The sequence below is a fragment of the Lederbergia panacisoli genome (assembly GCF_024626525.1).
Classification (GTDB): Bacteria; Bacillota; Bacilli; order Bacillales; family Bacillaceae_C; genus Lederbergia; species Lederbergia panacisoli.
Map to the genome: position 1 here is coordinate 13,840 of NZ_JANJGU010000001.1, position 26,428 is coordinate 40,267.

Consider the following 26,428-nt stretch of genomic DNA (forward strand, 5'->3'; position numbering starts at 1 on the left):
CTTCACGAAATAGAATAGTGGAGAAACGATAAGTTTTAACCGCTTCTGGTACTCTTCTTAAATCCAATAACTTCTTTGGGGATAAATCATTCTGGCACATACATCTTCTACAACGGCAACAACGCCCTTAGATCATTCGGCACATTCCACCCTTATATTATTTTGATATGCGGGATCCCCTATTGACTCATTATAGAAATGATTTTCAGTTTAGAGTTCCAACCAGATATTCACTAGTATCTTTGAAAAAGGTGCCTGCCCCACCAGTATGCACTAATTACTCCACTTTAGCGGACCATTGCCAATCTAATGAAAGACTTATGATTAAAAACCTCGGAAGTTCTTTTTGTTACAACCTTTGACATGAACTTTATAAGAGGTGCCAGGCACTGGAACAATTCGAAATTGTTTTGGGACCAGGTACCCTATTACTATTAAAAAGAATCCTTTTCACTGATACTGATATATGCCTTTTTAATAGATCCTAAAAACTCTTCATCTATTTGAATATGGTGATTTATCTTTTTTCGGCATTTAAGAGCCTCATCTGATTTCCAGCCTATGCCACAAAACTTCGGCCTTAGAAGTAGCCCGGTCTTTCTTGTAAAAATAGTTAGAAAATCTCGGTAACGATTTCTTTCGAAGTCCTTATTAGCCCATAATACAAAACGATGATTTGATTCACCTGTATGAATTTTAAACCCAATGTTCTCTTTTTCAAGCTGTTCAAAAGGGAATAACGTTAACTCCTGAAACTCCCTTTTAAACTTTTGAAGCATTCTGACCTTTTAAACGAATCTATCGTCATATAATCATTCCTCAATGCCTCTCACCCCTATTATTAATTCTTTCATGGGTCATATCTTTATAATACCTGTTTGATATTTGTAAAATTATATTCGTTCATTTCAATATATGGTGCCTTTATCATCCCGCCAATTATTCTTTCAGGAAACGATAGTAAGTTAAATCATGTGAGCGTCTTTTGGCATAAGTTAATGAAAATGCGGTTGATTCCGTTCTTCTTCCAGATCTCCTATTAAACTATAATTAGGAATATGTGCAATTAATAGTTCGTTCATCGTATTTATCGAGCTATTTTCCTTAAATAATTTCAAATACAATCCCCCCACTTCAAAGTAGCATTTTTAAGTGCATTTAAACGCTTTCAATAAATTATTTCTGCTTCTTTAACTGACATTTTATACTTTACCTATAGTAATATTTTACCATACTTTTAATATTTATTTTATTAAATATTCAGCAAGTTATCGGGCAATGACAGCGAAAATACCACTTTGGACATTTAATCCGTTTTATTGCCCTAGGATTAAAGGCTCCCTTTTTAGAGAACCTTACCTTTAAAAGTATTTTTCAATAGCAATTTCTCAAAAACGCGGTTATTTGCAAATTTAATTAAAAAAAGCAATAAGTTTCTTTTATTAGTAAAAAGAATATTAATTTGTTCTTCCAAAAATAATAATTAGTTTTCATTCTTTATTGGAATACTAGCGGGATATTCATAGTTACTTTTTAGAATCATCTCTGTAAACAATAATATTAGCTCAGCTTCATCTTTAGTTTTTATCTCTATTTCGTGTGTAGCCGAGTTCCCCTCCTTACGTATATGGTCAACCCATTGCTTGCTACTTTTTGAAACATAACCTTCATCAAATAAAAATTGAACATATGAAGCAAAGGATTTTCCTTCCACGGCTCCGTAAGAAACTGCGATGTTCATTAATAATTTTCTACAAAGTAGAACTACTCCGGTAAAAGCATTTACTGAAAAAGAATTCCTTGCTTCTTCATATAGTGAATCAACATTTTCTGGAATGTGATTTATTTTTTGACCTATTAAATAACCAGGATGTTGTACGTCATACAGATCGAAAAAAGTTGGTCCTTTACAATTGGGACATAAATAAATACCTTTACCAGTTATATCTCCACTACCATCTTTATATTGAGCTAACCTCAACCCTTTTTCTGAAGAAACATGGGTCCCGCAATAGCCACATGTGTAACTTCTGGTACTTGTCATATGGCTATTATCGTATTTAGTGTTCCAATGTAGTAATCCACCAAAATCCATTTTTATTCTACCTTTCTCACTCGTTGTTCGTTAATAACTTTATGGTAATTTTTCATCTACTAAACTACAGTTTCCTATATATCCTTTAAAAACACTTCCTACAAAGTGAGTTTAAAGAAAAGTCAATTTGTCCAAAGGAAGTAAGGACTCAAACTTTAAAACAAAAATAAATCTTGATTGTCCTACTATCTTTACTTCCGTCATTCTACGTTTTATTGGCAATCAAATGAACGGCCAGAAATCTTTTATAATTTTGGAAAATAATCATCCTAAATTCTTACATATTCGCCGCCTGCAACTTAGCTTGTTCCAACACATCTTCAACCGCTTTTGGTTCCTTGTTTGGTGGATATCCATGTTTCCGTAAAACTTTCTTAATAAAAAGGCGCATTCTTGCTTGGGCTTGTTCCTTCTTATCCCAGTCATGTGTACGATGCTCTTGAACGGTCTTCGTTAAGTCTTTGGCAATGGCAATTAAAATTTCATCTTCCATTAACTTTTTAATGTCCGGGTCAGCACCTAATACATCAAAGAAAGCTTTTTCCTCGTAGGAAAGTCCAAGATGTTTTCCTTCCTGAATGGCGGCTTCTAGTTCATCTTTAAATTTAATGAGTTCTTCAAAGACCTCATAAACATCAAGATGATCATTTCGGTTATGGTATCTTTCAATGATGACTTCAAATCGTTTTGAGAAGCTTTGGCTTACGACCATATTGGTTTTCTTTACATCTTTCAGTTTTTCTTGCATCACCCGCATTAAAATGGTCGTAGCAATATTTTTTTGCGGGATGGCCCTTAGCTTTTCAATATTCTCTTCATTTAATAGGTCGAAGCTTTCAGAAGATGTTGCTTCTGTCAGAACCATGACCCCATCCTCTAAAATCGCATCCTCTAACATCTTAGAAATCCGTTCATTAATTTCCTTTAAGTCAGGAATACCTGGTCGCTCTGATTTCATAATAAAAGATCGAACTGCAATAAAATAAGAGATTTCTTCTTTTTGAGCAGATGTGAGTATGCCAGTAGATATTTTGTACACGTCTTTCAGTTTCTTCGTTTCTGTCATAAACATAGACTTGAGTTTTTCTGTAGATTGAGCAAACTCCGCCCCATCCCGGATAGCTTCATAGCGTTTCTTATCGCTTTCAGTAAAAAATCCATTGTAATCAAATGTATGGTACATATTCTTTAATACTTCTAAAATATTTAAAGCAATAACACGTGCTTGCTCATTTTCCTGTACTTTATCTTGGTCACGTTTCGTATATGTTTGTAATGCTTCCATAAGATTCCGTTTTAATCCAATATAATCAACAATTAAACCGCCCGTTTTTCCAGGAAACACACGATTGACACGAGCAATCGCTTGCATTAAGTTATGTGCCTTCATCGGTTTGTCCACATACATTGTATCAAGGGCCGGCACATCAAAACCTGTTAGCCACATGTCTACTACTATTACGATTTTAAAAGGGGCCGTAATATCTTTAAATTCCTTCTCCCGCTCTTTTCTCGTTTGTTTATTTCCTACTAATTTCGCCAAATCCTCAGGATCTTGATTGTTTGCAGTCATGACAATCTTAATCCGATCTTTCCAATCAGGACGTTGTTCAATCAATTCTTGATACATCGCAAAGGCTGTCTTTCTTGAATAGGCAACAATCATCGCCTTACCAGCCACAAGATTTTTACGATCTTCATAGTGCTGCACAATATCCGCCGCAACTTGTTTTATACGGTCTTTGTCGCCAATAATTTGTTCCATGCGGCTCAATTGTTTCTGGCTTTGTTCAACTGTATAGCCCTCGACACCTTCATTTACTTGCATGTTCCAGTACTCTCTATCAATCTCACTCATTTTTGATTCATCAAGCTTTACCTTGGCAAGGCGAGATTCATAATAAATTTTAACTGTCGCACCATCTTCAACCGCTTGCGTCATATCGTAAACATCAATTAGATCCCCAAATAAGCCCGTTGTAGATTTATCTGTCGTTTCAATCGGAGTACCTGTAAATGCTATAAATGTTGCATTCGGAAGAGCTTCACGTAAGTATTTAGCGTATCCGAATTTTAGCCCGCCTGTTTCAAGGTCATACTTAGCATCTACCCCATACTGAGTCCGGTGTGCTTCATCCACCATGACGATGACATTTTTTCGTTCTGATAAGAGTCCTGTTTCTTCTTCAAATTTTTGGATGGTGGAAAAAATAATTCCGCCAGTTTTCCGGTTTTCTAGTAAATCTTTGATATGGCTTCTACTTTCCGCTTGTAGTGGAGTTTGACGTAAAAATTCACTTGCACTAGAAAACGTTCCAAACAATTGGCCATCTAGGTCATTTCTGTCTGTAATCACTACGATAGTCGGATTTTTTAAGGTTTCGCTTTTAATTAAATTTCCTGCTAAAAAGGTCATAGAGTAGCTTTTCCCACTGCCTTGAGTATGCCAGATAACCCCAGCTCTACCATCTCCATGAACAGCTTGGATTGTAGACGCAATTGCTTTTTTCATCCCATAATACTGATGATAAGCCGCCATAATTTTAGCTTCGTTTGAATATAAGGTAAAATTTATAATGACATCAAGTATGCGTTCTCGATCAAATAAACCATACATTAACGTATCAAGCTGGCGGTTTTCGATTACTTTATCTTCGGCATTGATTTTTTTCCAAGCGGAAAAACGGTCTAGTGATGCCGTAATCGTTCCGGCTTGAGCTCGGACTCCATCAGAAATCATGAGGAAGGCATTGTAGTAAAACAAGGAAGGGATATGAACATTCATGTAGTTTCTAAGTTGTTTGTAAGCATCTTCAATATCCACTTCTTCGCGTGATGTGCTTTTTAATTCCATCACCATAAGTGGCAATCCATTGATATATAAAACAACATCAGGGATTTTCTTTGAATCTTTTTCGATTAGTTCTAATTGATTCACCACAAGAAATTCATTATATTTGGGTTCATCCCAATCAACCAAACGCACACGATGATAGATTGTTTCTCCATTTACAAACTCGGGAATCTCAACAGATTCTGTTAAATATTTATGAAAAACTTTATTATTTGCAAAAACATCATTCGTATCAAAATGGCGCAACTGCCGAATCACCTGATGGATGACATCCAAAGCCACACCTTGGTTAAGTTTAACCAAGGCGGCTTGTAGACGATCCAATAACAAAACTTCCCTCTCATCCCGTACTAACTGATTTGCAGGCAAGTAGTCATAGCCAAGTTCTTGGAAATATTCAATTACCACTTTCTCTAATTGACCTTCTGTAAACATCTTTCGACCTCCTGTTCTGCATCAGGAATGCGGATTTCTCCTGACATTAGTTTTGGGAGAAGGGTTTCCCGGATTTGGACCAATTCATTATTTTGCTCTTCTACTATTTTTTTCTTTGAAAATAAAGGTAGAACTAGCTTGTTAAATGAACATAATAATTTGTCGTTTGGAATTAAAATTCTTATATTGTTTAAGTTTTTCTGATTAATTTTGGGTTGGACAGCGCCCGTAACAATACTATTAACATTTGTATTCTTTAACAAAAGATATAAATATTCAGTGGAAAAAGGATATCTTCCTTGCAATACATGTGCATGATTATTAACCCAAAATTTACCCCAAACATACTGTAAAATAGGAAACCCATTTTTAGTAACTACAGTTCCGTCTTCGCCCATTAAAACATAAGTACCGTCAAAAATATAATCATCAACGTAGTCCATAAGTGATGCAGCACCATAATATCGATATACCTTTTCTCTTTTCTCCCGTTCCATTTTTGACAAAGGAACTCTTTGAGAATCAAAGTTATTACTAATATCTTTAAATAATTTGATTTCCCAGCCATCAGGTATTAGCCCCAAATCACTTTCCACAAACTTTCCATAACTCGATTTATATGGTTCGCCATTTTCATTTGGAAATTCAAAGTTAACAAACCAGCTCTTAAAAATGGATTGTGTAATTTCTTCTATTGTATTGTTGATTCCGTTGTTAAGTTGAATCTTATGATCTAAGGAAATAAAGAGATTTACGATTTGTTGTTGTTCATGGATTGGGGGCAATTTAAATTGATACTTCATAATTGCATTTTTATCACCTCTAGGCATTTTTGTCCCTTTTGAAGTTCCAACCATAAAATCAAAAAATTTATTTTGAGACAGAAAATAATATAAGTACCTACTATCGACTTCACTACTTTTCGGACGAATAATAAGGACATCATTTGATACTCCATAAGTAAATTTACTGTACCAAATTTTTTTAAAATACGGCCGTATATTGGATATTAATATATCTCCCGCTCTACTTTTATTTACATTTTTAGTAGTTGGCAATGAAGAAGCTTTAGTGATTCCACCTTTTTCAGGGATCATATTTTCTGTAGAAATGTAACTGTCTTCAGTTATTTCTGATGTATTTATCTTTTCTGTTACATAAACAGAAATATCTTCAAGTTTCACAAACTTCCACTCACTATAACTCATAGCCAATCACCCCAAGTTGCTCCCTGATCTCCTCATCAAGCTCCAGTGACTGTTTAAATTGCTCGGCAAGGGTTTTCGTCAACCGCTCCATTTTCTCCTCAAATAGTTCCCCATCTTCTACTTCTTCCTCAATTCCAACATATCTTCCTGGGGTTAAGATGTAATCATGTTCACGAATTTCCTCTAGACGCGCAGCTTTACAGTATCCTTGGATATCTTCGTAGTTTTCTTCGTTCTGCCAGTTAATGTACGTGCCGGCCATATTAAGAATATCTTCCAATGTTAATTCACGTAAACGGCGGTTGACCATGGATCCGAGTTTTCGCCCATCTATAAATAGGGTTTGTCCAGGATGTTTTTTATTACGGTTTAAAATCCATATTGAAACGGGTATACCTGTTGTATAGAACAATTTATCCGGCAAGGCTACAATTGCATCTACTAAGTCAGCATTGATGATGTTTTTGCGGATTTCGCCTTCATTAGAAGTATTTGTAGATAATGAACCATTTGCCAATACAATTGCTGCTTTTCCGTTTTGACCTAGTTTATCAATCATATGAGATAGCCATGCATAGTTCGCATTTCCAGCTGGTGGAGTTCCAAATTTCCAACGTGGATCTTCTACAAGCTGTGGCTGTCCCCAGTCACTATCGTTGAATGGCGGGTTCGCCAACACGAAATCTGCTTTTAATGACGGATGTAAGTCGTCATGGAATGTATCCGCATTTTTACTACCTAGATTACTTTCTATTCCACGAATAGCTAGATTCATTTTGGCTAGTTTCCAAGTAGTTGGGTTTGATTCTTGTCCATAGATGGAAATATCAAACGTATTTCCACTATGTTCTTGCACGAATTTTAATGATTGAACGAACATACCACCACTACCACAAGCAGGGTCATAAACATATCCTTTATACGGTTGGATCATTTCAACCATCAAAGTAACAACGCTTTTTGGAGTATAGAACTCCCCACCGCCTTTTCCTTCATTTTCAGCAAACTTTCCAAGAAAATATTCGTAGACTCGACCCAACACATCTTTTTCTCGAGCTAAGCTTCCACCTACATCAATATTGGAGAATAAGTCAATGACTTCCCCTAAAATACGCTTATCCAATTCAGGGCGTGAATAATTTTTGGGTAATACTCCTTTTAAAGTAGGATTCTCTTTTTCTATATTATCTAAAGCTCTATCGACAATTTGACCGATTTCAGGAAGTTTTGCATGATCAGCAATATATCCCCAACGAGCTATTTCCGGTACCCAAAACACCCCATCCGCGGTATACGCATCACGATCCTCCGCAAAATCAGGATCGATATCCATTAACTCTTTCCATTTTTCTTGAAATGTATCAGAAACATATTTTAAAAAGATTAAACCTAACACAACATGTTTATATTCAGCAGCATCCATATTGTTACGCAATTTATCCGCTGCGGACCATAATTTTTCCTCAAAACCTATTACCGCCATATCTCTATCTCCTTCAAAAGCCATATTTTGCATTTAGTTCTATTATACCAAATAAAAATATTTAAAAGATATCCAATTAGTTCTCCATAAAATTACTAGCTGACTTTTCGTACTCAAAGTGTATATTTTTTTCTACTAGTGGATGGTACCGGAAAAAGTAATATTTATTTATCTCTGAGTAGTCTCTGTAGTTAATCTCTGGTATTGCTTTGGTCAAATTGCACCCATGGACGGGTCAATTTGAATAGTTGAATGGATCATAGTGCTCTTCGATTGGTTCGATATGGATCATTTTTTTAAACTCACGAACTTTTTCAGAATTTATCGTGATTCATCCATTTTGTCCTTATTGTATCTAACGCAGTAAATGGGTTTGTCCAATTAACAGTATATTCACTTTTATTCCGCCTGAATTTTGGACAGATGAATAATGTAAATAGCCGGAATTATTCATCGCCCTCCTCTTTTATATATAAGTCGAATGGTCGAAATGGACACCTTTGATAACAAAAATGAACTCCTTTTTGTTTTATAAGGCTTAACTTGGTAATCAGTTTGGATTGCCAATCATAAATTTTAACTACTTCTTAATCATTAAAGCAATCAAACAATTACAATATTGGTGATTATGGAGAAATTGATTATTAAGAATAAACAAACAAGAAATTCCTTATATAAAATAACAACTCCCACCTCTTCCATTCATTTTCCAGCACAAAAAAACACCTATAAACATTGTTTTATCAACATTTATAAGTGTCTTTTCGTATTGAAATCACGTTTATTTTCTGATGATAACCCTCTATTAAACCTCCCCCTTATCCCAATACACGATTGACTCATAAGGTCTCAACGTAATTTTGTGCAATCTCTTTGATGTATCTGTATAATTCGATATTAAAATTTGTGGGTTTTCTGCTCTATCTACTGGGATTTCAATCGAAACTTCTCTTGCATAAAAGTTATTTACTACGATTAGTTTTTCATTTTTCCATTCTCGTGTATAGGCAAAGATTTGAGGGTCATTTGCTAGATGCAGATGATAGTCCCCATACGCTATGATGTCATACGTTTTACGTAGCTCAATTAGCTTTTGATAATGACTGAAGATCGAATTGGGGTCATTCATTGCTTTTTCAACGTTAATTTCATTGTAATTTCGGGCTAGTTCAATCCACGGTACACCTGTTGTAAATCCAGCATTTGCAGCAGCCGACCACTGCATAGGTGTTCTGGCATTGTCACGTGATTTTTGCCTGAGAGTGGCGATTATTTCTTGCTCTGATTTTCCATTTTGCTTTAGAATCTCATATGTATTCAAAGATTCCACATCACGGTATTGAGTAATCGAGGTAAAATCAGGGTTTGTCATCCCGATTTCTTCACCTTGGTAAATATATGGGGTTCCCTGCATCATATGGATTGTGGTTGCAAGCATTTTTGCTGATTCCTTATGATATGTTTGATCATCGCCAAATCGAGATACAGCACGTGGCTGATCATGATTGCACCAAAACAGTGCATTCCATCCCGCGCCTCTATGCATACCAACCTGCCAATCGGAGAGGATTTTTTTTAATTTAATAAAATCAAATTGTGCCTTTGTCCATTTATCCCCATTCGGATAATCTACCTTTAGATGATGAAATTGAAAGGTCATATCCAATTCTTTTCGTTCCGGTTTTGTATAAAGGATGCAATTTTCTATTGTCGTCGAAGACATTTCCCCAACAGTCATCATTTTATAAGGCGCAAAAACGGCTTGGTTAATTTCATGTAAATATTCATGGACTCGAGGACCATCGGTATAGAACCTTCTGCCATCACCGGTATGATCATTTGGGAAATGCTGATCCTTTGAGATCAAATTGATCACATCAAGGCGAAACCCATCAATTCCTTTTTCTGCCCAGAAGCGAATCATCTTAACTAATTTCTCTCTAACCTCTTGGTTTTCCCAGTTAAGATCTGCCTGGGTTACATCAAATAAATGCAAATAATATTGACCCGTTTTCTCATCATATTGCCATGCGGAACCTCCAAATTTTGATTCCCAGTTTGTAGGCTCACTTCCATCAACAGAATCCTTCCATATATAAAAATCTCGGTACATATTTGTTTTGGATAAGGATGCTTGTTTGAACCATTCATGTTCTGTCGATGTATGATTAATGACTAAGTCCATAATTAACTTCATACCGCGTTTATGGGTTTCTTCCAATAATTGCTCGAAATCAGCCATTGTCCCATACATTGGTTCAATGGAGTAATAATCGCTAATATCATACCCATTATCTTTTTGCGGTGATCGATAAATAGGTGTTAACCAAATCACGTCGACGCCTAGCTTTTTGAGATAATCTAGCTTTTGGATAATTCCCTGTATATCACCAATACCATTTCCGGTTGTGTCATTAAAACTTTTTGGATAAATTTGATACACTGTTGCCTTTTTCCACCAAGCTTCACTCATTACCTTCACTCCCAGGTAGTGATAACCTCCGTTTTGCAATAAAATACGTAACGATAAACGGAAAGACAATGACGATAAGCATGCCAATTAAAAACGATACCCAATTAGACGGCAAAATCGATAATATCGCAGGAATGCCTCCAACACCAATTGAAGTTGCTTTTACTCCTTGGAATGTGATAAAAGCTCCAGCAATCGCTGTGCCAGTGATTGCTGCAAAAAATGGATATCGATACCGCAAGTTAACACCAAACATTGCAGGCTCCGTAATTCCAAGCCAGGCAGAAATTCCAGATGTTCCTGCCAACCCTTTTAACTTTTCATCTTTTGCAACTAGCATCATGGCAAATACAGCTGCACCTTGGGCAATGTTAGATAAAGCAACAATGGGCCACAAGAAGGTCGTTCCCGTACTACCGATTAGTTGCAGATCTACCGCCAAAAACGTATGATGCATACCGGTTATGACGAGTGGAGCATATAATGCACCATATGCTAGTCCTCCTATAACTGGCACTGCATCAAAGACGTATACCAATCCTTCTGTAATCCAATTTCCGATTGTAAATGTAACAGGACCGATTAAAACAAATGCCAAAAAGCCCGTTACCAATAACGCAACTGGTGCAACCACCAATAATTGAAGTGAATCAATGACTCGTTTCCTAAGGAAGATTTCTATTTTAGCCAGAACCCATGAAGCAAATAGTACTGGAAGTACTTGTCCTTGATACCCAACCTTATTTATTTCGAGCCCAAAGATATTCCAAGTAGGGATTTTACCTTCCGCAGCTGCTGAGCCATATCCCCATGCATTCATTAAGTCTGGATGGACAAGAATTAAGCCAAGGACAACACCAAGTAATTCATGGCCCCCAAACCTCTTAACAGCTGACCAACCAATTAATGCAGGTAAGAATGTGAAGGCTGTATTCGCAATGATATTAATCATATCTGCAATACCAGCCCATTGTGGGTATGTCTCGATAAGTGCAGGTGCGCCTTTGCCAAAGATTCCCGGATTCGCTAATATATTATTAATACCCATTAATAAACCAGCAGTTACAATGGCCGGTAAAATCGGAATAAAAATATCCGCCAATACTTTTATTGCTTTTTGCAGTGGGTTTAGTTTTTCTCCGCCCGCTGCTTTAACATCCTCTTTCGATGCTTCGGCAACACCCGTCTCTTGAACCATTGCTTTATAAACCCTATCAACAGTACCTTGGCCAATTACAATTTGATATTGGCCATTTGCCGAAAACGTTCCTTTTACGATTCCCATATCATCTAGGGCTGCTTTGTTAACCTTATCTTCATCTTTTAGCGCAAAACGCAGACGGGTGACACAATGGGTGGCTGCATTTATATTCTCTACGCCGCCGACTGCAGCAACAATTTCTTCTGCCTCTTTACCATACTGGACCCCATTTGTGGATGTTGTCATTTGTTCATTTTTTTTAGGCTCGGCCTTTCCCTTTGGCGCTGTTCCCAAAAGAATCGAGTCTAATGCAATAACATCTTTCTCATTCGTTTTATGTAATTCCTCGAACTGGTCTCCGTTTGTAACAATAATCGGAGTGACATGACTTTTCGCTTTTTCCTTAATAAAATCCAAGTCAAAAGTGACTAATTTGTCTCCTGCTTTTACCCGATCCCCTGACTTGACATGTGTTTCAAAACCCTCTCCATTTAGAGAAACTGTCTCTAAACCAATATGAATCAATAATTCAAGTCCCGAATGGCTTAGAAGCCCAATGGCGTGCTTAGTTGGAAAAATATGAAGGACCTCTCCATCAAATGGAGCGACCACCTTCCCATCCGTAGGATCAATCGCAATGCCATCCCCCATCATTTTTTGAGAAAATGTCGGATCTGGAACATCTTCTAAAGCCACCACATTACCACTTACGGGAGCATAGATTAAAATCTGATTGGCTTCTCCATTACTTGCCATGCAATGTGACCCCTTTCATGTAAATCCGTACTTGTCTAAATAGCTATTCAAATCAAAAAACATATTACTGTATGTTTCCCAGAAAGCCATGGGTCAAAACATAATATACAAATGGATGGAAAAATGGCAACATTTGCCGAATTCTTGGATATATATCTTCACCTGGTGTATTTATAGAATTTGCATATTGATATACTCTTTTTCGTTGCCCAATGACATTTTTGTTCCATATGTTTAACGGACTGTTTTACAGTTCGTATAAGCTTTTTATTGCTTTTTGTATCGCAGTTTATTTTCAATATACTTTTTTTAGCTTTCAATATAATTCTTGTGTAAAACTTGCATTTCCTATTTTTTGGCTAATTTTAATAGTACATTTTCTTGGTACTTATATTAGACAAATCTCTTGAAAATTTCAGGAAGAAAAAGAAGATAAACGAGATGCCAACATGGAGGAAGAAGAGAAATTGGATATTCGGAGAACAATCAAATTTCAGCCGCCAATAATGATTGTGATTATCCTTCTTGTCGTGTTATCAATTTCGACGTATGGATACTCTCGTCTGCAAATGAACATAATTTATCCCTCTGTTCAAGTAGACTTATAAACTAACTTTTTATCAGAAAAATACTTTATTGAATTCTTAAAGCAATACGATAAAATTCGGTCACAGCATAGAAAATAGTATGTATTGGATGATTCCAAAGCAATAGCATCACATGCTATTCTCACACGTATATGCACGATTTGATGGATAATCAAGAGCTTTTGTATGAACATAAGCATTTTAATTTGTTTTTTGATACATTTGATCAATATGTTAAACAACTTCCATACATCACAGAAGAGCTCCATTATTTCCGCAATGAATTGAATAAATACGGAAAGGCGCCTGGTTAATTAGAAGAAATGATTGAGCTTTTTGCATATGAAAAATGGCAACTATTCAGTGCAGATACCACCGCTATGTAGTAAACGATTATGATCCTGCTTATAATGTGAAGTTTATATCATCAGATGGTCGCTTTGAAGTTGTATATAATATTGAAACTGGTCAGATGGTAACAGATCCAGTAAACATGGGCACGTATAATATTGCGCCTGGAAGCATAGTTCCCTGGACAAGAATTGTAACACTATAAAAAAGGATATGAATCATACTTTCTTTGATTTGATATTTTAATAGATATCAGTTAGCTCTTCTATTATTCTAGCTCATCCATCATCAACCTATACAAATGTCATTTTTGCTCAGCACGCAGTTGTACATTTAACAACACATTCTTTGCAACTATTAACAATTACAATGGTTCATATTGCTTGTATTAAGTATAATTGCCATTATTTGTGCTACTCCATAAACGCAATCACAGTTTATATATTTTTCTGCTGAACGATATCCAGATGGTAATTCTCCTAACAAGGATGAGCGTTTCTGTTGACCTAGTGATTGATTTAAATTTTTATCCCTATTTATTTAGGAATACGTAAACGTGATTCTATCCTCGATTAATGTTAAACAGTCTTCCGTTCTTAACCTTCCAGCTTTCAAGTAATCTTTCATACTCTCAAGTAATGAAATTTCTTTTTTAAATTCTTCAACATCAGGCTTAAGTTTATCGAGGTCGTTTTAATATAAAAAAACGTAATAATATTGGGGCATACACTGGGGTTCAGGCCTTCATCCTTGTACTTTTGTGTCGCTGGTCACATATATAACTATTTGTATATCAAACTGTTATGTTTCTCATCTCTAACTGGTTCAACCAAAAATTAAACTAAAATACGTACATACGCTTCATAAATTTTATTTGCCCCTTTATGTTGTTTGAGCTCATCTTGATATTGACCGCCAAACAAATCTAATTCACGAAAATCAATAAACATATTTACTAAAACTTTTGGAATTTCCTCCCACGAGTAAATCTCTTCGATAATATCGTATAATTCCTGATAGATTCTTTCACATTGTTGTTCATCCATACCTTTGCCATTTTGAAGTTTTTTTAAAAAGTTGTTATAACGTTTGGAGATTATTTTGTTACAACTCTACAATTTCTGTTTTCACGCAAGCAGAGCCTTTGGTTTAAAAAGCATTAATAAAAAGCTGAGGCACTTGCCTCAGCTATCCTCTTGTTGATTAAACTGCGAAAAAGAACCATCTTCTATATATAGAAGATGGATGATCTCTTCCTTACCAGTTTCCTCATAATATTGTCCTATTTGCCCGTAATAATCACCGCGGTAAAGTTAACCTAGTATTATCTATGATGATGTGAGAGCGAATTTCGACAAATCCGCGGTATCTGCACCTAATTGTTTAATAAAGAAGAACTAGAGGATGACATTGGTAATACAATGTCATCCAGCTATTTCATCATACATTCTATTATTTTGAACTGACCCTATCTGCAAGCTCAAGTAGTGTAGATGCTGCCTCACTGCTTATGTGTTTACCACTTTGAGCTTTTACTTCATTTATAAATGGAGTGAAATTTCCTTTCTTGATTTTGGTCTTTAAACTGTTATATATTCCAGCATTACTTATCGATCCGTCAGCAAGATACCCGTCAAGAAGTCTTTGAACATTGTCAATAATAAACACTTCCGGCTTCCATAAATAGTCTCTGGCATACATCGTGAATAACTGGTTCCAGGTATTAAAATCATGACCACCGGCAACTACTAGATTCTTATAATTCGCGTCAGTATCGTCAAATGCGGCTACTTGGTTCGGATTTGGCAACCCAAAGTCATATTGCCCTCCGCCAAATAGAATATATGGAACCCCAAGATTCTCCGCATCGAGACTTACTCTCACGCCGCCGCTCCATACACCATAGTATCCGAACTTCGTAGCATCATAGTTTATGATATTTGCTGTGATAGCCCCACCCATCGACAGACCGGCAAATGAACGATCAGCAGCATTCTCCGAAACATTATAGGTGTCTTCAATAAACGGCAGGATGATATTGAACAAGTTTGGATATCCTTGTTGAGCATTTCCAAGGTACGTAGAGTCCGTTGTAACAACAATAGCTGGTTCTGTAAGGCCATCTGCGAGTAGGTTATCCATTATGTTTGGTACGCTGCCGATGTTCATCCAGTCAGAAGCATCCTGGCCGCTGCCATGTTGCATGTAAATCGTTTTATATGGCTCTTCTCGGTCTTCATCATATCCATATGGTAGATAGACGCCTAGATAACGTGTCTTGCCATTGATTTGAGTTGGTATTTCTACATAATCCCATGTACCTGTTTTTTCGTCAGTTCTAGGGTTTTCAATCTCACGTGCTCCCATGATTTCGTCCTGTTTTTCTGGATCATACGGTACATACACCGCATTAAAAGCACGTCTGGCATTTCCTGTAAGTCCATCTGGAGCGAATTTAGGCGAATTAGCAGGATCCGGCACCCAGTAGTTTCTGTTACCGTCCACATAGAACCAGTATTGATTAGCTCCAGCTGCTAGCGGTACTTCCATGACCCAATAGCCGCCGTCACGCTTTTCCATTGCTGCCTCAAACGCACCGCCGCCGCGCATCAAACCGGGCTTATACTCGTATGGCGTGTATACTTTCGTATCAGTAGGATCAGCCCAATTCCTCAATAGCATGTCACCGACGAACGTCACGCTGGCAGCGTCTTCATTTTTGTAAACAAACCGTACGGTGTAGCCAGTCGGCGAATCAGGATCCTTCATAACAGTCGGCCCCTCGACCAGTTCCTCGTCAGCGACCGCAGTCATGGATAAGCCCAAAAACATCGCTAAAACTAGTATCAAAACCGCCATGATTCTAATGGAAATAGTTTTTTTAAAGTCTAGAGATAAGTTTGCCATTATCATACGCTCCTTCACAATTATTCTTTTCTTTCAAATACTTTACAAGTACTTGAAAGAACACAATAGAACCTTCTCCCCTCCATTCCCTGTTAAATTGCTAACTATCTTGTTTTATACGAACATAGATAGCTAGACATGCTGGCAATTTATTTTTGAAATATCATGATGACCATTTTACTAATAAGCTGCACTACGATAGTCACTAATTAACGCTAAAAACAGTGCACTCTATTGGAAATAATGCACCGTTATGAAATCTTTTCTACTTTTTCGTATTGAGGCCATCTTATTTGATATTTCACATCAATGTTAATGTAAGATTATGAAATAGTTTTTTTGTATATTCATAAATTATTCTCCAAGTGTAATACTATTACTTTTGTATAAAACTGATGAGAAATGCCTCCTTTTCTCAGTGAGGTTATAAAAAGACGTGCTACCAGATGTTAATTTTTATATTTAACAGAATCCAATGATTATTATGAATAATGGTAGAAAGTTTGTAAATGAAAACTTATCGACACGTTTATCCATGTAGAAAAGAGAGACTTGTAGAACTATAAGTTATCTAATATTAAGGGACAAGCATCCATCTACTTTGACAAGAAGGCCTATCAGTTTATGTCTAACATTTTTACGGCATTGCTGAGGCTATGGGGTCAGAACCTCCTCGTTCGCGCCTGATTTTTATGTTTATTAATAATGTATGAATAGGCTTGCTTGTTCCCATTTAGCACTTCTTGAATCCATTGAAATTCCTCTTGCATTACGACCCCCTTCCTCAAACGACCATGCGTATGTCACGTTTTTCTACTGCTTCTATTTTAACGAGTAATCGATGGAATAATTTCATTTATTGTTTTTGAAAAGATACTGAAAAAGGTAGATTACGGTAATCTTCGCGTCTATTATTCTTTACATAAAAATACCACTAAAACAAGGGGTTTAGTGGTAACTACTATTATCATATTAACTTTGTCCAATATGCCAAAGGCAAATTTTCAAAGGATTGTTGTTTATCAGCGAGCGCTCTCATCTCCAAAAATTATAGATAGATTAATAGTCAATTATTCATCAAATTATATACTCTATACTTGTTTTTGTGATTGGACTGCTTCGCCCCAATCCACAACCACTGCAACTAATTATTTTTTATTTATCAATTTAAATATAAAGTCGTCCAATATTTCTGTTTTGTACATATGTTGTTATTACAAAAAGAAATGGAAAGTAGAAAATTTTCATTACGGATGGATGTATACAGAGCTGATTTTGTTCTAATCATGGTGTTTTATCCACTCCATTATTTTATAAATACATAATTCATTGCAACAAAGAATATTAAAATGGAAAAATATGATTATTAAAAATAGGTAGTCATGATCAACATTTTGTTAGTGTGCCTGGGGAATATTTGCCGTTCACCAATGGCTGAAGCCTTGTTTCGTTACTTAGTTAAAAATGAAAATTTTACAAAGAAAATCGAAGTTGATTCAGCTGCAACCAGTCTATGGCAAATCGGCTTCCCTCCGCACGAAGGAACTCTTGAAATTCTAAAGAAATACAATATCTCTTCCAACGGGCTTATTGGACGCAGACTGAAGAAAGAAGACTTTTGGAAGTACGATTATATTATTGGAATGGATGAAAGCAATAGAAAGAGGTGCCTGAATTCAATTTTCTTTCCATCAACCGAACCCTCTACTGTCAGGTGTGCGTTTTCTAATTATACGTAAGTGAATGTAATTTCTGCCTATCTAAAATTTAAATTGTTCTTTAACAGGAAGTACCCATTCGGGTAAACTTTTAGCCTCGAATGTGATCATTCCATTATTAATTTCAAGTATAATTTCCCCATCATCTTGACTGTTATCGACTATCACAAGGTTATTAATCATATGTGCAAATTGGTATAAATGATCAAAAGAGGTTTTATTTCTTCTGAGGATATCCTCTGTCTGAATATTATGGCCACCTTTTTTCACCCTCATGGCAACTCGCTTAATGTTTTGTGTTACATTACTAAGAGCTACATAAAACATAGTGATTTCATAACCCATCTTTTTTGCTTTTTCTATTTGTCAAATAGCATTTCCGCCAGCAAGTGTTGTCTCAATAGAAAAATCTCTGCCTTCTTCAATGTATCTACTTACTGATTTTATTACTTCTTTTCCTGCCGTTACCCTCTTCGATTCCGGATTTATCGGATCTATTCTTCTTGATATCGCATCTGGATCAATATTAATTTCAACACCGATTTTGTCAATGAGTAAGTTCCGGATTGTGCTTTTTCCACTTCCATTATTTCCTGCGAACACATAGAGGATAGGATTGTGCTTATGTTTCATGATGATCCTCATCTGTTAAAGGTACTACATCGCCATTTGGGAATTCTTTAACAAGTTTTCCATTCTTTTCGTACATGATATACGTATTATTCACTTTTGCATCAATTCTTGCCCGTTCGCCAGTCATCTTCACCCATTTGTCAGCCCAAGCAAATTTTCTTTTTGGTACATTGCTTTGTTCTTCCAACATATGATAAACACCACCTTACTAGAAATTATAGTAGATAATTGCAGAAGGCATATATCATTCGTCTGCTGGATAATCGATGAATTGAAAAAAAAGATTATTATTTTATGTGATATTTTCCAAAATTAACCACAAGAATTAGCAATGTTCTATCAAGCTATATGTACCACAATTGTTTAGATGATACTTTTTCGCTTCATTTTTGGAATCAAATTTTAACCATCCACCATCTCTCTTTAACTCTAATATTCCTTTATATTTTGTTTCTGACTTTTTATCAAGATAAGAACAGTTTGTGTGAATTGTACATTTCTTTGTTGGTTTATCTATGTTCATCCATACATTTTTTGAATTTCCTTTAAAAAACAACATAGAAATACCCCCTAACTCTTTTTGAGTAGCCCTAGGTTATGGGTGCAGCCTTTTTAGTATATTCCATTCGCGAACAAACCTAGTCCATAATCCATTGTATTTGATATGCATTTACATATTTGGTACTCTCCAATGTTGATAAGTCCATGATATACATGTTTCCAACAGAATCTTTAACCAAGCCTTCAAAAATAGCACCGATTGGCGTTGCGTGTTCCATCGAAAAATAAATAAGGTATTTTCCATCCGGTGATAACCCAATTGGCCGGTACCCAGTGAATTTACTATCATATATGCCATAAAATTTCTTTATTGTTTTTTCTTTTCCATCTTCCAACAAATAGAGCGAACCCTTCCTTGAAATAACGGATACATTTTCAGATTGATCCTGGATATAATCTGTACTTATTTCCATAACGTCTTTTTGGAGTAAGGTCGGCTTTTCTTCCCCTTCTTTTAAGGAAAACAAACTCCAAGAACCATTATCCATCGCAATAAAGGAAATCGTTTTATTCGTTTGATCATAATGGAAGCCCCAAATATTATCATTATAACCCCCGAGACTGTCCTTCCCCTTCCCTTTATGGCTGTATAGAAGGGTTTTATTTTTCAGCGCGGCATCTGACTTAAATAAAGTTAGCGTGCCATCAATTCTTTCAATAAAATAAATTGTTCCTTCTAAATTCGAAAGTAAATTTGGATTATTAGTATTTGATAAATATTTAAAAGTATAGAATGAAAGAACAATTATGAATATAATTAATAAAAGTCCTATGCTTATTTTTCTCTTCATAACTTTTTCCCCTATAAGAATTATTTTGAAATAATATAGATTGTGAGCCCATACACCTGATACATACATGAAAATATTTTCTTACACATTCGTACTACATTCCAATGATCGAATAGGAACATTTAAATTTAACTTAATGAATTTTTTTAATGTTTAATATTTCTTTCATTAATTAGACTTTGTTTATCATCTAAATTAAATAAACCTGGTGTCCAACTAGGTAGCACGCCATAGCCCCCAATGATCTTTTCTTTTTCTTCATATAGGATTGCTTTCAAACGTTTTCCTTCAATATCTTTTTCCTTTAATTCATATGTGTATTGCGTAACCTCTTTACCTATATAGTCATTTAAAAATGTAATACCGTTTGCTTCAAAACCACTTAGAACTTCGTTTGGAGTTTCTGCATTTCTGAACCTCTCATGACTAAAGTCACGAGGTTCCAAGGTACTTTTATTCAGCTTTCGTCTGAATGACCGAAAACACGTTTTCGGCTGACATCAGCCACTCAGCTATTTCCCTTAGACTTTCATGGGCAAGGCAACTATTGCTGCCATTACCGCCCTGTGGGCTCGGTTCAAAACCCTTTTGTATTGAATTTCACAAGCCAATACTGCCTAATTGTTTACGTGTCATCTGTTTTATTCGTTCTATTTCTTGTTCATGTTTTTCAAAGAAGTTGTCCCATGTTTTATTAGCCCGTCTAACATCTATTTCACGTAGATTATCTTTTGTATTCTTGATTAGGAAGGCACTATACAAATCCCGTTGAACATCACCTTGTTCAAAGTGGTTCCAACGTTTTGAAAGTTTTTTCTTTATATACGTTTGCGTAAAGTGTTCGAATTGGCTGGCTTTTACTCTAGCGGTGTCAATTCTTTTCAGGGATAAGCCGAGATACTTTAGTTTGTTGTCGATAATCGTAAGAAGCATCGAGGGTGCACGATTTGCTAATGACTTTCCAAAACGTTTTTTACGTTTGAATCGTCGAGTCTTCTTATTCATCTCCGTCTTCTTTGCTTTCGCTTGGAGCCCTTTGAAATTCATTGTTTCAACTCGGATGTCTAAACCTAACGTAAGAATATAGTTTGCTAATATATTGTGAGCAAGTTTTCTCTTATCAGCTATCTTTCTGCTCATTTCCGCTAATTCTTTTCGTGTTTTTTTATAATTTTCACTTCGAACCCATTTCTCTCGATTGGATTTATTGATTGTACCATCAGTATTGTACTTGTTTGGGTTGTTCGCTCTACGCCTACGCTCTAATGTACGTTGCAGAATCCTTTTTTGACGTTCATCGACCGATAAACCTTCCGCCAACTCAAATAATTTCACTTCATTTTCAGAGGCAATGGCGAGTGTTGATATACCAATATCCAATCCAACGCGGGCGCTTTCATCTTTGGAATAGTTCTGATTGCGTTTCCTTGGCGGAAAACCTTCCAGCACAAATTGAACGAAGTATCGATTATTACCACGAATCACTTTCTTAACAAGTCGGCAATATTTAATATTACCTTGAAGGGCTATATGTGCATACTCGTCACAATCTTTAAGAATAACAGGCATGATCAGTCCTAACCATTCTATGCATTTGTTTTCGGAGAAGTATCGAAACCCTGTCTTATTTGTTTTTTCCTCTAATGAAAAAAATTGGCCAACCGAACAAAATCGTACTTTCCTTCCTTTTCCATACATGATTTTTTCAACTGCTCGAAACGCACGTTCAGCGATATTCTGGGCCATTTGAGAACCGATATTTCGTTTGAACTTACGTCCCATTCCTTGAACGTACCTATTTAAGTCAAATTTACGAACGCAGTATTGGTTTTTCAATTGAGTAAGAAGTTGATTGCGCTCCTTTCCTTTCGGCATACGAACCGCCTCCCAGTATTGGGGATTGCGAATCATGTATGTATATCTGCGCCACGTTTCACCTAAACAGGCATTATAGATATTTCGCCCAATGTTTAGGCGCTTTTCTAAGATGTGCCCTTGCCATGTTTCAACTTTTAGAGGCAAAGTCACCACGTATGTTGGTAAAGACACCTAGGTTCGACTCCCTTCACTATTTCTTTTGTTGCATACGAATATATTGACGTACCGATGTTCAATTGCGTTTAACGAAAAAGTAACTGGGATTCCACAAATGGCCATTTCATTTTTTCTTTTTCAAGCTAGGAAACTTTTTAAATAGCAATCTTGCAGATACAACTTTTAACGTTTTAATCATGGCTTGAATTGAATGTTGGGGATCAATTGATAAGAAGATGATTATGATTGCAATCGGTTTCACTAAAATTATTAGTTGGGTTTAAAACAATATCTCATTTGGTCTGGATCCATTTCACCTATTAAGCCCTTCACGCGATCACATGTTCCCTATTTGAATATATGATAGCATATGTTAAAGTCTTTAGGAGGAATAATCGTAATATTTTATTACCTTTTTGCACATATTTGGCATAGTATTTGTCGGATCGTTAACGTGGCATTGGCCACGCTCTATCCGAAGCCGATTCATCTTATGACAAAAGTCACAAGTATTCTCGGCTATTTCATAAATATAGAAAGGTATTGATACATATGGAAACACTACAAACATTCTTAAAAGATATCAATGACCAAATGCAAGAATTATATAAAGATGCAGCAGAGTCTAGCTGGATAGCACAAACAACCGGGGACCCAGAGTGGGCTGCTAAATTAGGCGAAGCTGAAACGAGATACAATCTTTTATTCTCTTCAAAAGATACATACGAGAAAACAAAACAATTTTTAGAAACGGAAAATATAACAGAGATCGAAAAACGCCAGCTTCAACTTCTGTTAAATGACATGAAAGGCAACCAACTCCCTGAAGATATGATTGCTGATTTATCTAAACGCTCTTCTGAACTAAATTTATTATTCAACACATATTCTCCTGAAGTGGATGGCAAGAAGTATTCTGCCAATGATATTCGAGATATATTGGTTAATAGTGATGACCAAGAATTACGCAAAAAAGTATGGTTTGCAAGTAAAGAGGTTGGTAAAGTCGTAGAAAAAGACCTGCTTGAGCTTGTGAAGAAGCGCAACGAGGCTGCAAAACTACTCGGGTATGATAACCATCATCAAATGGGCTTTGCTCTTCAAGAACTTGACCGTGAAGAGGTATTCGCTATTTTCAACGAACTGATCGCTCAATCAGATGAGGCCTACCGCTCAATGAAGAATGAACTAGATGAACGCTTAGCAGCTAGATTTGGAATTAATCGAGAGGATATACGCCCATGGCATTATATCGATCCCTTTTTCCAAGAAGCACCACCATCTGATTCAACCAATCTAGATCCTTTTTACGTAGGGAAAGATATTGTCCAAATCACGACAGATACATTCAACTCAATGGGAATTGAAATTGATGACCTATATGCAAAAAGCGATTTGTTCCCTAGAGAAAAGAAAAACCCAACAGCCTTTTGCATGGATATTGACCGTGAAGGTGACGTCCGTGTCCTTTGTAACTTAGTGGAAGATTCATATTGGATGGAAACGAACTTACATGAGTTTGGCCATGCGGCTTATTTCAAATATGTAGACCCGATTCTTCCATTCGGATTACGTTCGTACAGTCATACCCTAACAACTGAATCAATCGCAATGCTATTTGGAAAAATGGGCAAAGACCCTCGTTGGTTAAAGCGCTTCTTACAAGTTGAGGAAGAAACAGTAAATGAGCTTGCTCCTGAATTAGAAAAGTACCAGCAGTTACAAATGCTTATTGCAGGAAGATGGATCATTACCTTTGTATATTTCGAAAAAGAACTGTACGAAAATCCCGATCAAGATTTAAACGCTTTATGGTGGAAAACAGTCAATGAAGTTCAGCTCGTCACTCCTCCTGATGAAACTGATAATCCCGATTGGGCCGCAAAAATTCACTTTACACTCGCACCTGTTTACTACCAAAATTATCTGCTTGGAGAATTAATGGCAGCACAGCTTCTTCGTCATATTGAAACGAAGATCTCTCCTGATTTTTTCACAAAAGAAACTGGGGAAATGCTTATCAATCAATTCTTCAAACCAGCTGCACTTTATAACTGGAATGAAAAGATCAGCCGTGTAACAGGCGAAAAATTAAACCCAGCCCACTTTGTTGATGTTTATTGCAAAACTCAAGCGAAAAGATAATTGTAAAAAAAAGGATAGCTATGACTATATGGTCTAGGCTATCCTTTCCTATTTCTATTTTTTCACGTTTTACTATTGACGTATATCAATCCACCAACGATCTTTCGCATTCATGTTTTCAGTGTTACCGAAACCAGTGTAATGGAAAGCATCAAGGAAGATTGAATCGAGTTTATCCTCATCTACAAAAAAGCCTAAATTAATCTTCATCGTTTCTCCTGGCGGAATACTGCCAATGTTGTAAAAGCTTTTTCCATTTCCATGGGGTTCTAGATAATCAACTTTGCCCGTCATAATACTTTCTACAGCAAATCCCTCTTCTCCAGCATAGTTCCATCCATTTTTTTCAGATTTAAGCACTTGTAAAGACGGATGCATATAGATTTCTTCTGTTGCCTTTTTACCAGTATTTTTCACTGTTGTTGTCAAGTAGACAAACTTCAAATTAACTAGTGGCGATTCTACTAATTCGTCAACAGTATCTTTACCATTTCCTACTTTATATACATCCCGGTTGTACGGTACCAATTTATTTGTCTGATCTAAAGCCTTATTTTCTCTTAGTATTTCTAAATCACTAAAGTTCCCTTGTTTAAAATCATTAATTGAATCAAAAATTTCAACTTTTTCTATTACATATTCAAGTTTGTCTACCTCATTTATGGTTACTGGAACCGTTTGACCTACGCTAAATAATCGGTTGCTGTCTTTTTTCAACGGAATCACGCGTGATTTTGTTGGTTTGTCCTCCTTAAAGAGGGATCCGTCATAATCCACTGTGTATGTTGCCTTTTCCTCCGTTGTTGATTCTAGTGAAATGCCTTCCATGACTTTCATCATTTGTTGATCAGTTACATCATTCCCAACATAACTTTGTAACATGATCCCCTCTTCTTGGAATAAAAGAAAGACCTGTCTATCAAACACAACATTTTTGTTTCCAGTATCTTTAGTAACAATCACTGCCTTCCTGCCGTTTATCTCCTTTTCTTCGTAGTTGTTTGCATACAAAGTTTGAAAATCAGAATTTTTCCCTAATCTCCAAAGAATGAATGAAAAACCACCATTTGCATAGTTATCTTTAAAGGAATATTTCATAGCCAAGCTATCGTTTGCTTCCATATTATCTGGTAGATAGCCGACATTCATCTTATACCAACTGTCTTTCTTATTGAAAATCTTATTTAACACTGAAATATTTACTTCATAACCTTGTTTTTGGACTAACATATCATAGGCTTTTGCTGCACCGAAAGCGGTCGTCGGAAGAGCAATCAACAAGCAGGCAGCGGCGATTAAAATACGATTCTTTTTAGGCTTGACCGATTGCTGGCCGCCCTTAGATTCCGCGAGTGCAGTGCGTTTCCGACGAGTTCCTTTTTGTAGGGATGTTTTCTTTTCATATGGCTCAAGCTGATCGAGAACGAGTGAGGCAAAATCATCCGATAATGTTGGTGTTTTGAATGTTTCTTTTATAAATTGTTGTTCTTCTATGAGTGCTTTTACAACTCGCTTGCATTCGATGCAGTTTTTTAGATGGTTGTCTATATTAACGGATTCATGACCAGATTCTAAATCATCTAAATAATTCGAAAGCTCATCTACAGTTGGACATTTCATTAAAATAGCCTCCTTCACAGTTAACTGTATTTCTCAATTTTTTCTTAGCTCGATGAAGTTTATTGCGAACTGTTGAAATAGGGACATCTACCAGTTCACTTATCTCTTCATAGCTCAACTCATTGACATATCGTAAAAGGATGATCATTCGCTCATCTTCTGGAAGAGTACTCAATAGCTGCTCTAACTGTCTGTTTTCCTCCCTTTTTAGAAAAACAACTTCAGGATGGTTGGGGTTCTTTCCCATTATTTTTTCGGTCATTTCCACCTGTTTGTAACGTTTCTTTCGAAATTCATCCATACAATGATTAATGGCCACACTATAAAACCAACCAGAAAAGGATCCTCTTTCATTATATTTTTCAAGTTGGTAATACACTTTAATAAATGCTTCCTGTACTAAATCTTGTGCATCGTGTGGATTTTTTGTCATACGCAAAATCGTGGCATATAACTGATTTTTATATTTATTAATAATGTGTGTATAGGCTTGTTTGTTGCCTGCCAGCACTTCCTGGATCCATTGAAATTCCTCTTGCATTGTGAACCTCCTACCTCAAACGACCATGCGCATGT

The 26,428-nt window shown here is 36.2% G+C and carries 23 protein-coding genes; 3 read left to right on the forward strand and 20 right to left on the reverse strand.

The features are described 5' to 3' along the window. Positions 1 to 434: 434 nt before the first annotated feature. From NQ185_RS00075 to treP, 8 genes are all read right to left on the reverse strand, one after another. On the reverse strand, positions 435 to 779 hold the full coding sequence (locus NQ185_RS00075; RefSeq protein ID WP_257579482.1) for a hypothetical protein: 345 nt from the start codon (positions 777 to 779) through the stop codon (positions 435 to 437). A 216-nt stretch (positions 780 to 995) separates the two neighbouring features. After that, positions 996 to 1,118 carry a hypothetical protein gene (locus tag NQ185_RS00080; RefSeq protein ID WP_257579483.1) on the reverse strand — a complete coding sequence of 41 codons (123 nt, stop codon included), beginning with the start codon at positions 1,116 to 1,118 and terminating at the stop codon, positions 996 to 998. 365 nt (positions 1,119 to 1,483) lie between these two features. After that, complete coding sequence (locus tag NQ185_RS00085; RefSeq protein ID WP_257579484.1) at positions 1,484 to 2,095, reverse strand: DUF4145 domain-containing protein; 612 nt, start codon at positions 2,093 to 2,095, stop codon at positions 1,484 to 1,486. A 277-nt stretch (positions 2,096 to 2,372) separates the two neighbouring features. Beyond that, positions 2,373 to 5,384, reverse strand: a complete 3,012-nt coding sequence (locus tag NQ185_RS00090; RefSeq protein WP_257579485.1) for a type I restriction endonuclease subunit R — start codon at positions 5,382 to 5,384, stop codon at positions 2,373 to 2,375. Next, entirely contained in the window at positions 5,363 to 6,592 is a 1,230-nt protein-coding gene (locus NQ185_RS00095; protein WP_257579486.1) for a restriction endonuclease subunit S, read from the reverse strand. Before NQ185_RS00095 ends, NQ185_RS00090 begins: the two co-directional genes overlap by 22 nt. Further along, the gene (locus tag NQ185_RS00100) at positions 6,582 to 8,075 is read right to left on the reverse strand and encodes a class I SAM-dependent DNA methyltransferase (RefSeq protein WP_257579487.1); all 1,494 of its coding nucleotides are present in this window, start codon (positions 8,073 to 8,075) and stop codon (positions 6,582 to 6,584) included. The genes NQ185_RS00095 and NQ185_RS00100 overlap by 11 nt, the downstream gene beginning before the upstream one ends. 805 nt (positions 8,076 to 8,880) lie before the next feature. Beyond that, positions 8,881 to 10,548: an alpha,alpha-phosphotrehalase gene (gene treC, locus NQ185_RS00105; protein WP_257579488.1), complete on the reverse strand. Its 1,668-nt coding sequence runs from the start codon at positions 10,546 to 10,548 to the stop codon at positions 8,881 to 8,883. Continuing rightward, positions 10,541 to 12,505: a PTS system trehalose-specific EIIBC component gene (gene treP / locus NQ185_RS00110; protein ID WP_257579489.1), complete on the reverse strand. Its 1,965-nt coding sequence runs from the start codon at positions 12,503 to 12,505 to the stop codon at positions 10,541 to 10,543. The genes treC and treP overlap by 8 nt, the downstream gene beginning before the upstream one ends. A gap of 936 nt (positions 12,506 to 13,441) precedes the next feature. Here treP and NQ185_RS00115 point away from each other — a divergent pair. Continuing rightward, positions 13,442 to 13,648, forward strand: a complete 207-nt coding sequence (locus NQ185_RS00115; protein WP_257579490.1) for a hypothetical protein — start codon at positions 13,442 to 13,444, stop codon at positions 13,646 to 13,648. Positions 13,649 to 14,279: 631 nt separating this feature from the next. Here the strand turns inward: NQ185_RS00115 and NQ185_RS00120 are convergent. Next, positions 14,280 to 14,489 (reverse strand): hypothetical protein, encoded by a 210-nt coding sequence (locus tag NQ185_RS00120; RefSeq protein ID WP_257579491.1) that lies wholly within the window; start codon positions 14,487 to 14,489, stop codon positions 14,280 to 14,282. Between the two features lie 406 nt (positions 14,490 to 14,895). After that, a complete protein-coding gene (locus tag NQ185_RS00125; RefSeq protein ID WP_257579492.1) occupies positions 14,896 to 16,350 on the reverse strand; it encodes an alpha/beta hydrolase-fold protein in 1,455 nt (484 codons plus the stop codon). 1,382 nt (positions 16,351 to 17,732) lie between these two features. Between NQ185_RS00125 and NQ185_RS00130 the strand changes: the two genes are divergently transcribed. Further along, positions 17,733 to 18,089 (forward strand): low molecular weight protein-tyrosine-phosphatase, encoded by a 357-nt coding sequence (locus NQ185_RS00130; RefSeq protein WP_306999687.1) that lies wholly within the window; start codon positions 17,733 to 17,735, stop codon positions 18,087 to 18,089. Positions 18,090 to 18,110: 21 nt separating this feature from the next. On the opposite strand, the gene NQ185_RS00135 is transcribed toward NQ185_RS00130, so the two are convergent. From NQ185_RS00135 to NQ185_RS20295, 8 genes are all read right to left on the reverse strand, one after another. Further along, positions 18,111 to 18,413 carry a hypothetical protein gene (locus NQ185_RS00135; protein WP_257579493.1) on the reverse strand — a complete coding sequence of 101 codons (303 nt, stop codon included), beginning with the start codon at positions 18,411 to 18,413 and terminating at the stop codon, positions 18,111 to 18,113. Positions 18,414 to 18,434: 21 nt separating this feature from the next. After that, a complete protein-coding gene (locus NQ185_RS00140; RefSeq protein WP_257579494.1) occupies positions 18,435 to 18,701 on the reverse strand; it encodes a zeta toxin family protein in 267 nt (88 codons plus the stop codon). Then, positions 18,691 to 18,891 carry a hypothetical protein gene (locus NQ185_RS00145; protein ID WP_306999689.1) on the reverse strand — a complete coding sequence of 67 codons (201 nt, stop codon included), beginning with the start codon at positions 18,889 to 18,891 and terminating at the stop codon, positions 18,691 to 18,693. Before NQ185_RS00145 ends, NQ185_RS00140 begins: the two co-directional genes overlap by 11 nt. 135 nt (positions 18,892 to 19,026) lie before the next feature. Further along, on the reverse strand, positions 19,027 to 19,260 hold the full coding sequence (locus NQ185_RS00150) for a hypothetical protein (RefSeq protein WP_257579495.1): 234 nt from the start codon (positions 19,258 to 19,260) through the stop codon (positions 19,027 to 19,029). A gap of 79 nt (positions 19,261 to 19,339) precedes the next feature. Beyond that, complete coding sequence (locus NQ185_RS00155) at positions 19,340 to 20,053, reverse strand: hypothetical protein (protein WP_257579496.1); 714 nt, start codon at positions 20,051 to 20,053, stop codon at positions 19,340 to 19,342. 146 nt (positions 20,054 to 20,199) lie between these two features. Continuing rightward, positions 20,200 to 20,499: a DUF4830 domain-containing protein gene (locus NQ185_RS00160; RefSeq protein ID WP_257579497.1), complete on the reverse strand. Its 300-nt coding sequence runs from the start codon at positions 20,497 to 20,499 to the stop codon at positions 20,200 to 20,202. A 154-nt stretch (positions 20,500 to 20,653) separates the two neighbouring features. Next, complete coding sequence (locus NQ185_RS00165; protein WP_257579498.1) at positions 20,654 to 21,928, reverse strand: transposase; 1,275 nt, start codon at positions 21,926 to 21,928, stop codon at positions 20,654 to 20,656. Positions 21,929 to 22,211: 283 nt separating this feature from the next. Beyond that, the gene (locus NQ185_RS20295) at positions 22,212 to 22,286 is read right to left on the reverse strand and encodes a hypothetical protein (protein ID WP_373370764.1); all 75 of its coding nucleotides are present in this window, start codon (positions 22,284 to 22,286) and stop codon (positions 22,212 to 22,214) included. 353 nt (positions 22,287 to 22,639) lie between these two features. Between NQ185_RS20295 and NQ185_RS00175 the strand changes: the two genes are divergently transcribed. Further along, complete coding sequence (locus tag NQ185_RS00175) at positions 22,640 to 24,232, forward strand: M2 family metallopeptidase (RefSeq protein WP_257579499.1); 1,593 nt, start codon at positions 22,640 to 22,642, stop codon at positions 24,230 to 24,232. Positions 24,233 to 24,304: 72 nt separating this feature from the next. Here NQ185_RS00175 and NQ185_RS00180 read toward each other — a convergent pair whose 3' ends face one another. Then, on the reverse strand, positions 24,305 to 25,852 hold the full coding sequence (locus NQ185_RS00180) for an anti-sigma factor family protein (protein WP_257579500.1): 1,548 nt from the start codon (positions 25,850 to 25,852) through the stop codon (positions 24,305 to 24,307). Further along, positions 25,830 to 26,393: an RNA polymerase sigma factor gene (locus NQ185_RS00185; protein WP_257579501.1), complete on the reverse strand. Its 564-nt coding sequence runs from the start codon at positions 26,391 to 26,393 to the stop codon at positions 25,830 to 25,832. The genes NQ185_RS00180 and NQ185_RS00185 overlap by 23 nt, the downstream gene beginning before the upstream one ends. Between the last annotated feature and the right edge of the window lie 35 nt (positions 26,394 to 26,428).

What these genes read in the sequence shown, in the direction of transcription:
- NQ185_RS00085 (WP_257579484.1), bottom strand. Translation starts at nt 2,095, where the DNA reads ATGGATTTTGGTGGATTACTACATTGGAACACTAAATACGATAATAGC.
- NQ185_RS00155 (WP_257579496.1), bottom strand. Translation starts at nt 20,053, where the DNA reads ATGAAGAGAAAAATAAGCATAGGACTTTTATTAATTATATTCATAATT.
- NQ185_RS00185 (WP_257579501.1), bottom strand. Translation starts at nt 26,393, where the DNA reads ATGCAAGAGGAATTTCAATGGATCCAGGAAGTGCTGGCAGGCAACAAA.
- NQ185_RS00175 (WP_257579499.1), top strand. Translation starts at nt 22,640, where the DNA reads ATGGAAACACTACAAACATTCTTAAAAGATATCAATGACCAAATGCAA.
- NQ185_RS00100 (WP_257579487.1), bottom strand. Translation starts at nt 8,075, where the DNA reads ATGGCGGTAATAGGTTTTGAGGAAAAATTATGGTCCGCAGCGGATAAA.
- NQ185_RS00090 (WP_257579485.1), bottom strand. Translation starts at nt 5,384, where the DNA reads ATGTTTACAGAAGGTCAATTAGAGAAAGTGGTAATTGAATATTTCCAA.
- treP (WP_257579489.1), bottom strand. Translation starts at nt 12,505, where the DNA reads ATGGCAAGTAATGGAGAAGCCAATCAGATTTTAATCTATGCTCCCGTA.
- NQ185_RS00135 (WP_257579493.1), bottom strand. Translation starts at nt 18,413, where the DNA reads ATGGGTTATGAAATCACTATGTTTTATGTAGCTCTTAGTAATGTAACA.
- NQ185_RS00140 (WP_257579494.1), bottom strand. Translation starts at nt 18,701, where the DNA reads ATGAAACATAAGCACAATCCTATCCTCTATGTGTTCGCAGGAAATAAT.
- NQ185_RS00120 (WP_257579491.1), bottom strand. Translation starts at nt 14,489, where the DNA reads ATGGATGAACAACAATGTGAAAGAATCTATCAGGAATTATACGATATT.
- NQ185_RS00095 (WP_257579486.1), bottom strand. Translation starts at nt 6,592, where the DNA reads ATGAGTTATAGTGAGTGGAAGTTTGTGAAACTTGAAGATATTTCTGTT.
- NQ185_RS00130 (WP_306999687.1), top strand. Translation starts at nt 17,733, where the DNA reads ATGATCAACATTTTGTTAGTGTGCCTGGGGAATATTTGCCGTTCACCA.
- treC (WP_257579488.1), bottom strand. Translation starts at nt 10,548, where the DNA reads ATGAGTGAAGCTTGGTGGAAAAAGGCAACAGTGTATCAAATTTATCCA.
- NQ185_RS00075 (WP_257579482.1), bottom strand. Translation starts at nt 779, where the DNA reads ATGCTTCAAAAGTTTAAAAGGGAGTTTCAGGAGTTAACGTTATTCCCT.
- NQ185_RS00180 (WP_257579500.1), bottom strand. Translation starts at nt 25,852, where the DNA reads ATGAAATGTCCAACTGTAGATGAGCTTTCGAATTATTTAGATGATTTA.
- NQ185_RS00125 (WP_257579492.1), bottom strand. Translation starts at nt 16,350, where the DNA reads ATGGCAAACTTATCTCTAGACTTTAAAAAAACTATTTCCATTAGAATC.
- NQ185_RS00150 (WP_257579495.1), bottom strand. Translation starts at nt 19,260, where the DNA reads ATGTTGTTTTTTAAAGGAAATTCAAAAAATGTATGGATGAACATAGAT.
- NQ185_RS00115 (WP_257579490.1), top strand. Translation starts at nt 13,442, where the DNA reads ATGGCAACTATTCAGTGCAGATACCACCGCTATGTAGTAAACGATTAT.
- NQ185_RS00165 (WP_257579498.1), bottom strand. Translation starts at nt 21,928, where the DNA reads ATGCCGAAAGGAAAGGAGCGCAATCAACTTCTTACTCAATTGAAAAAC.
- NQ185_RS00145 (WP_306999689.1), bottom strand. Translation starts at nt 18,891, where the DNA reads ATGTTGGAAGAACAAAGCAATGTACCAAAAAGAAAATTTGCTTGGGCT.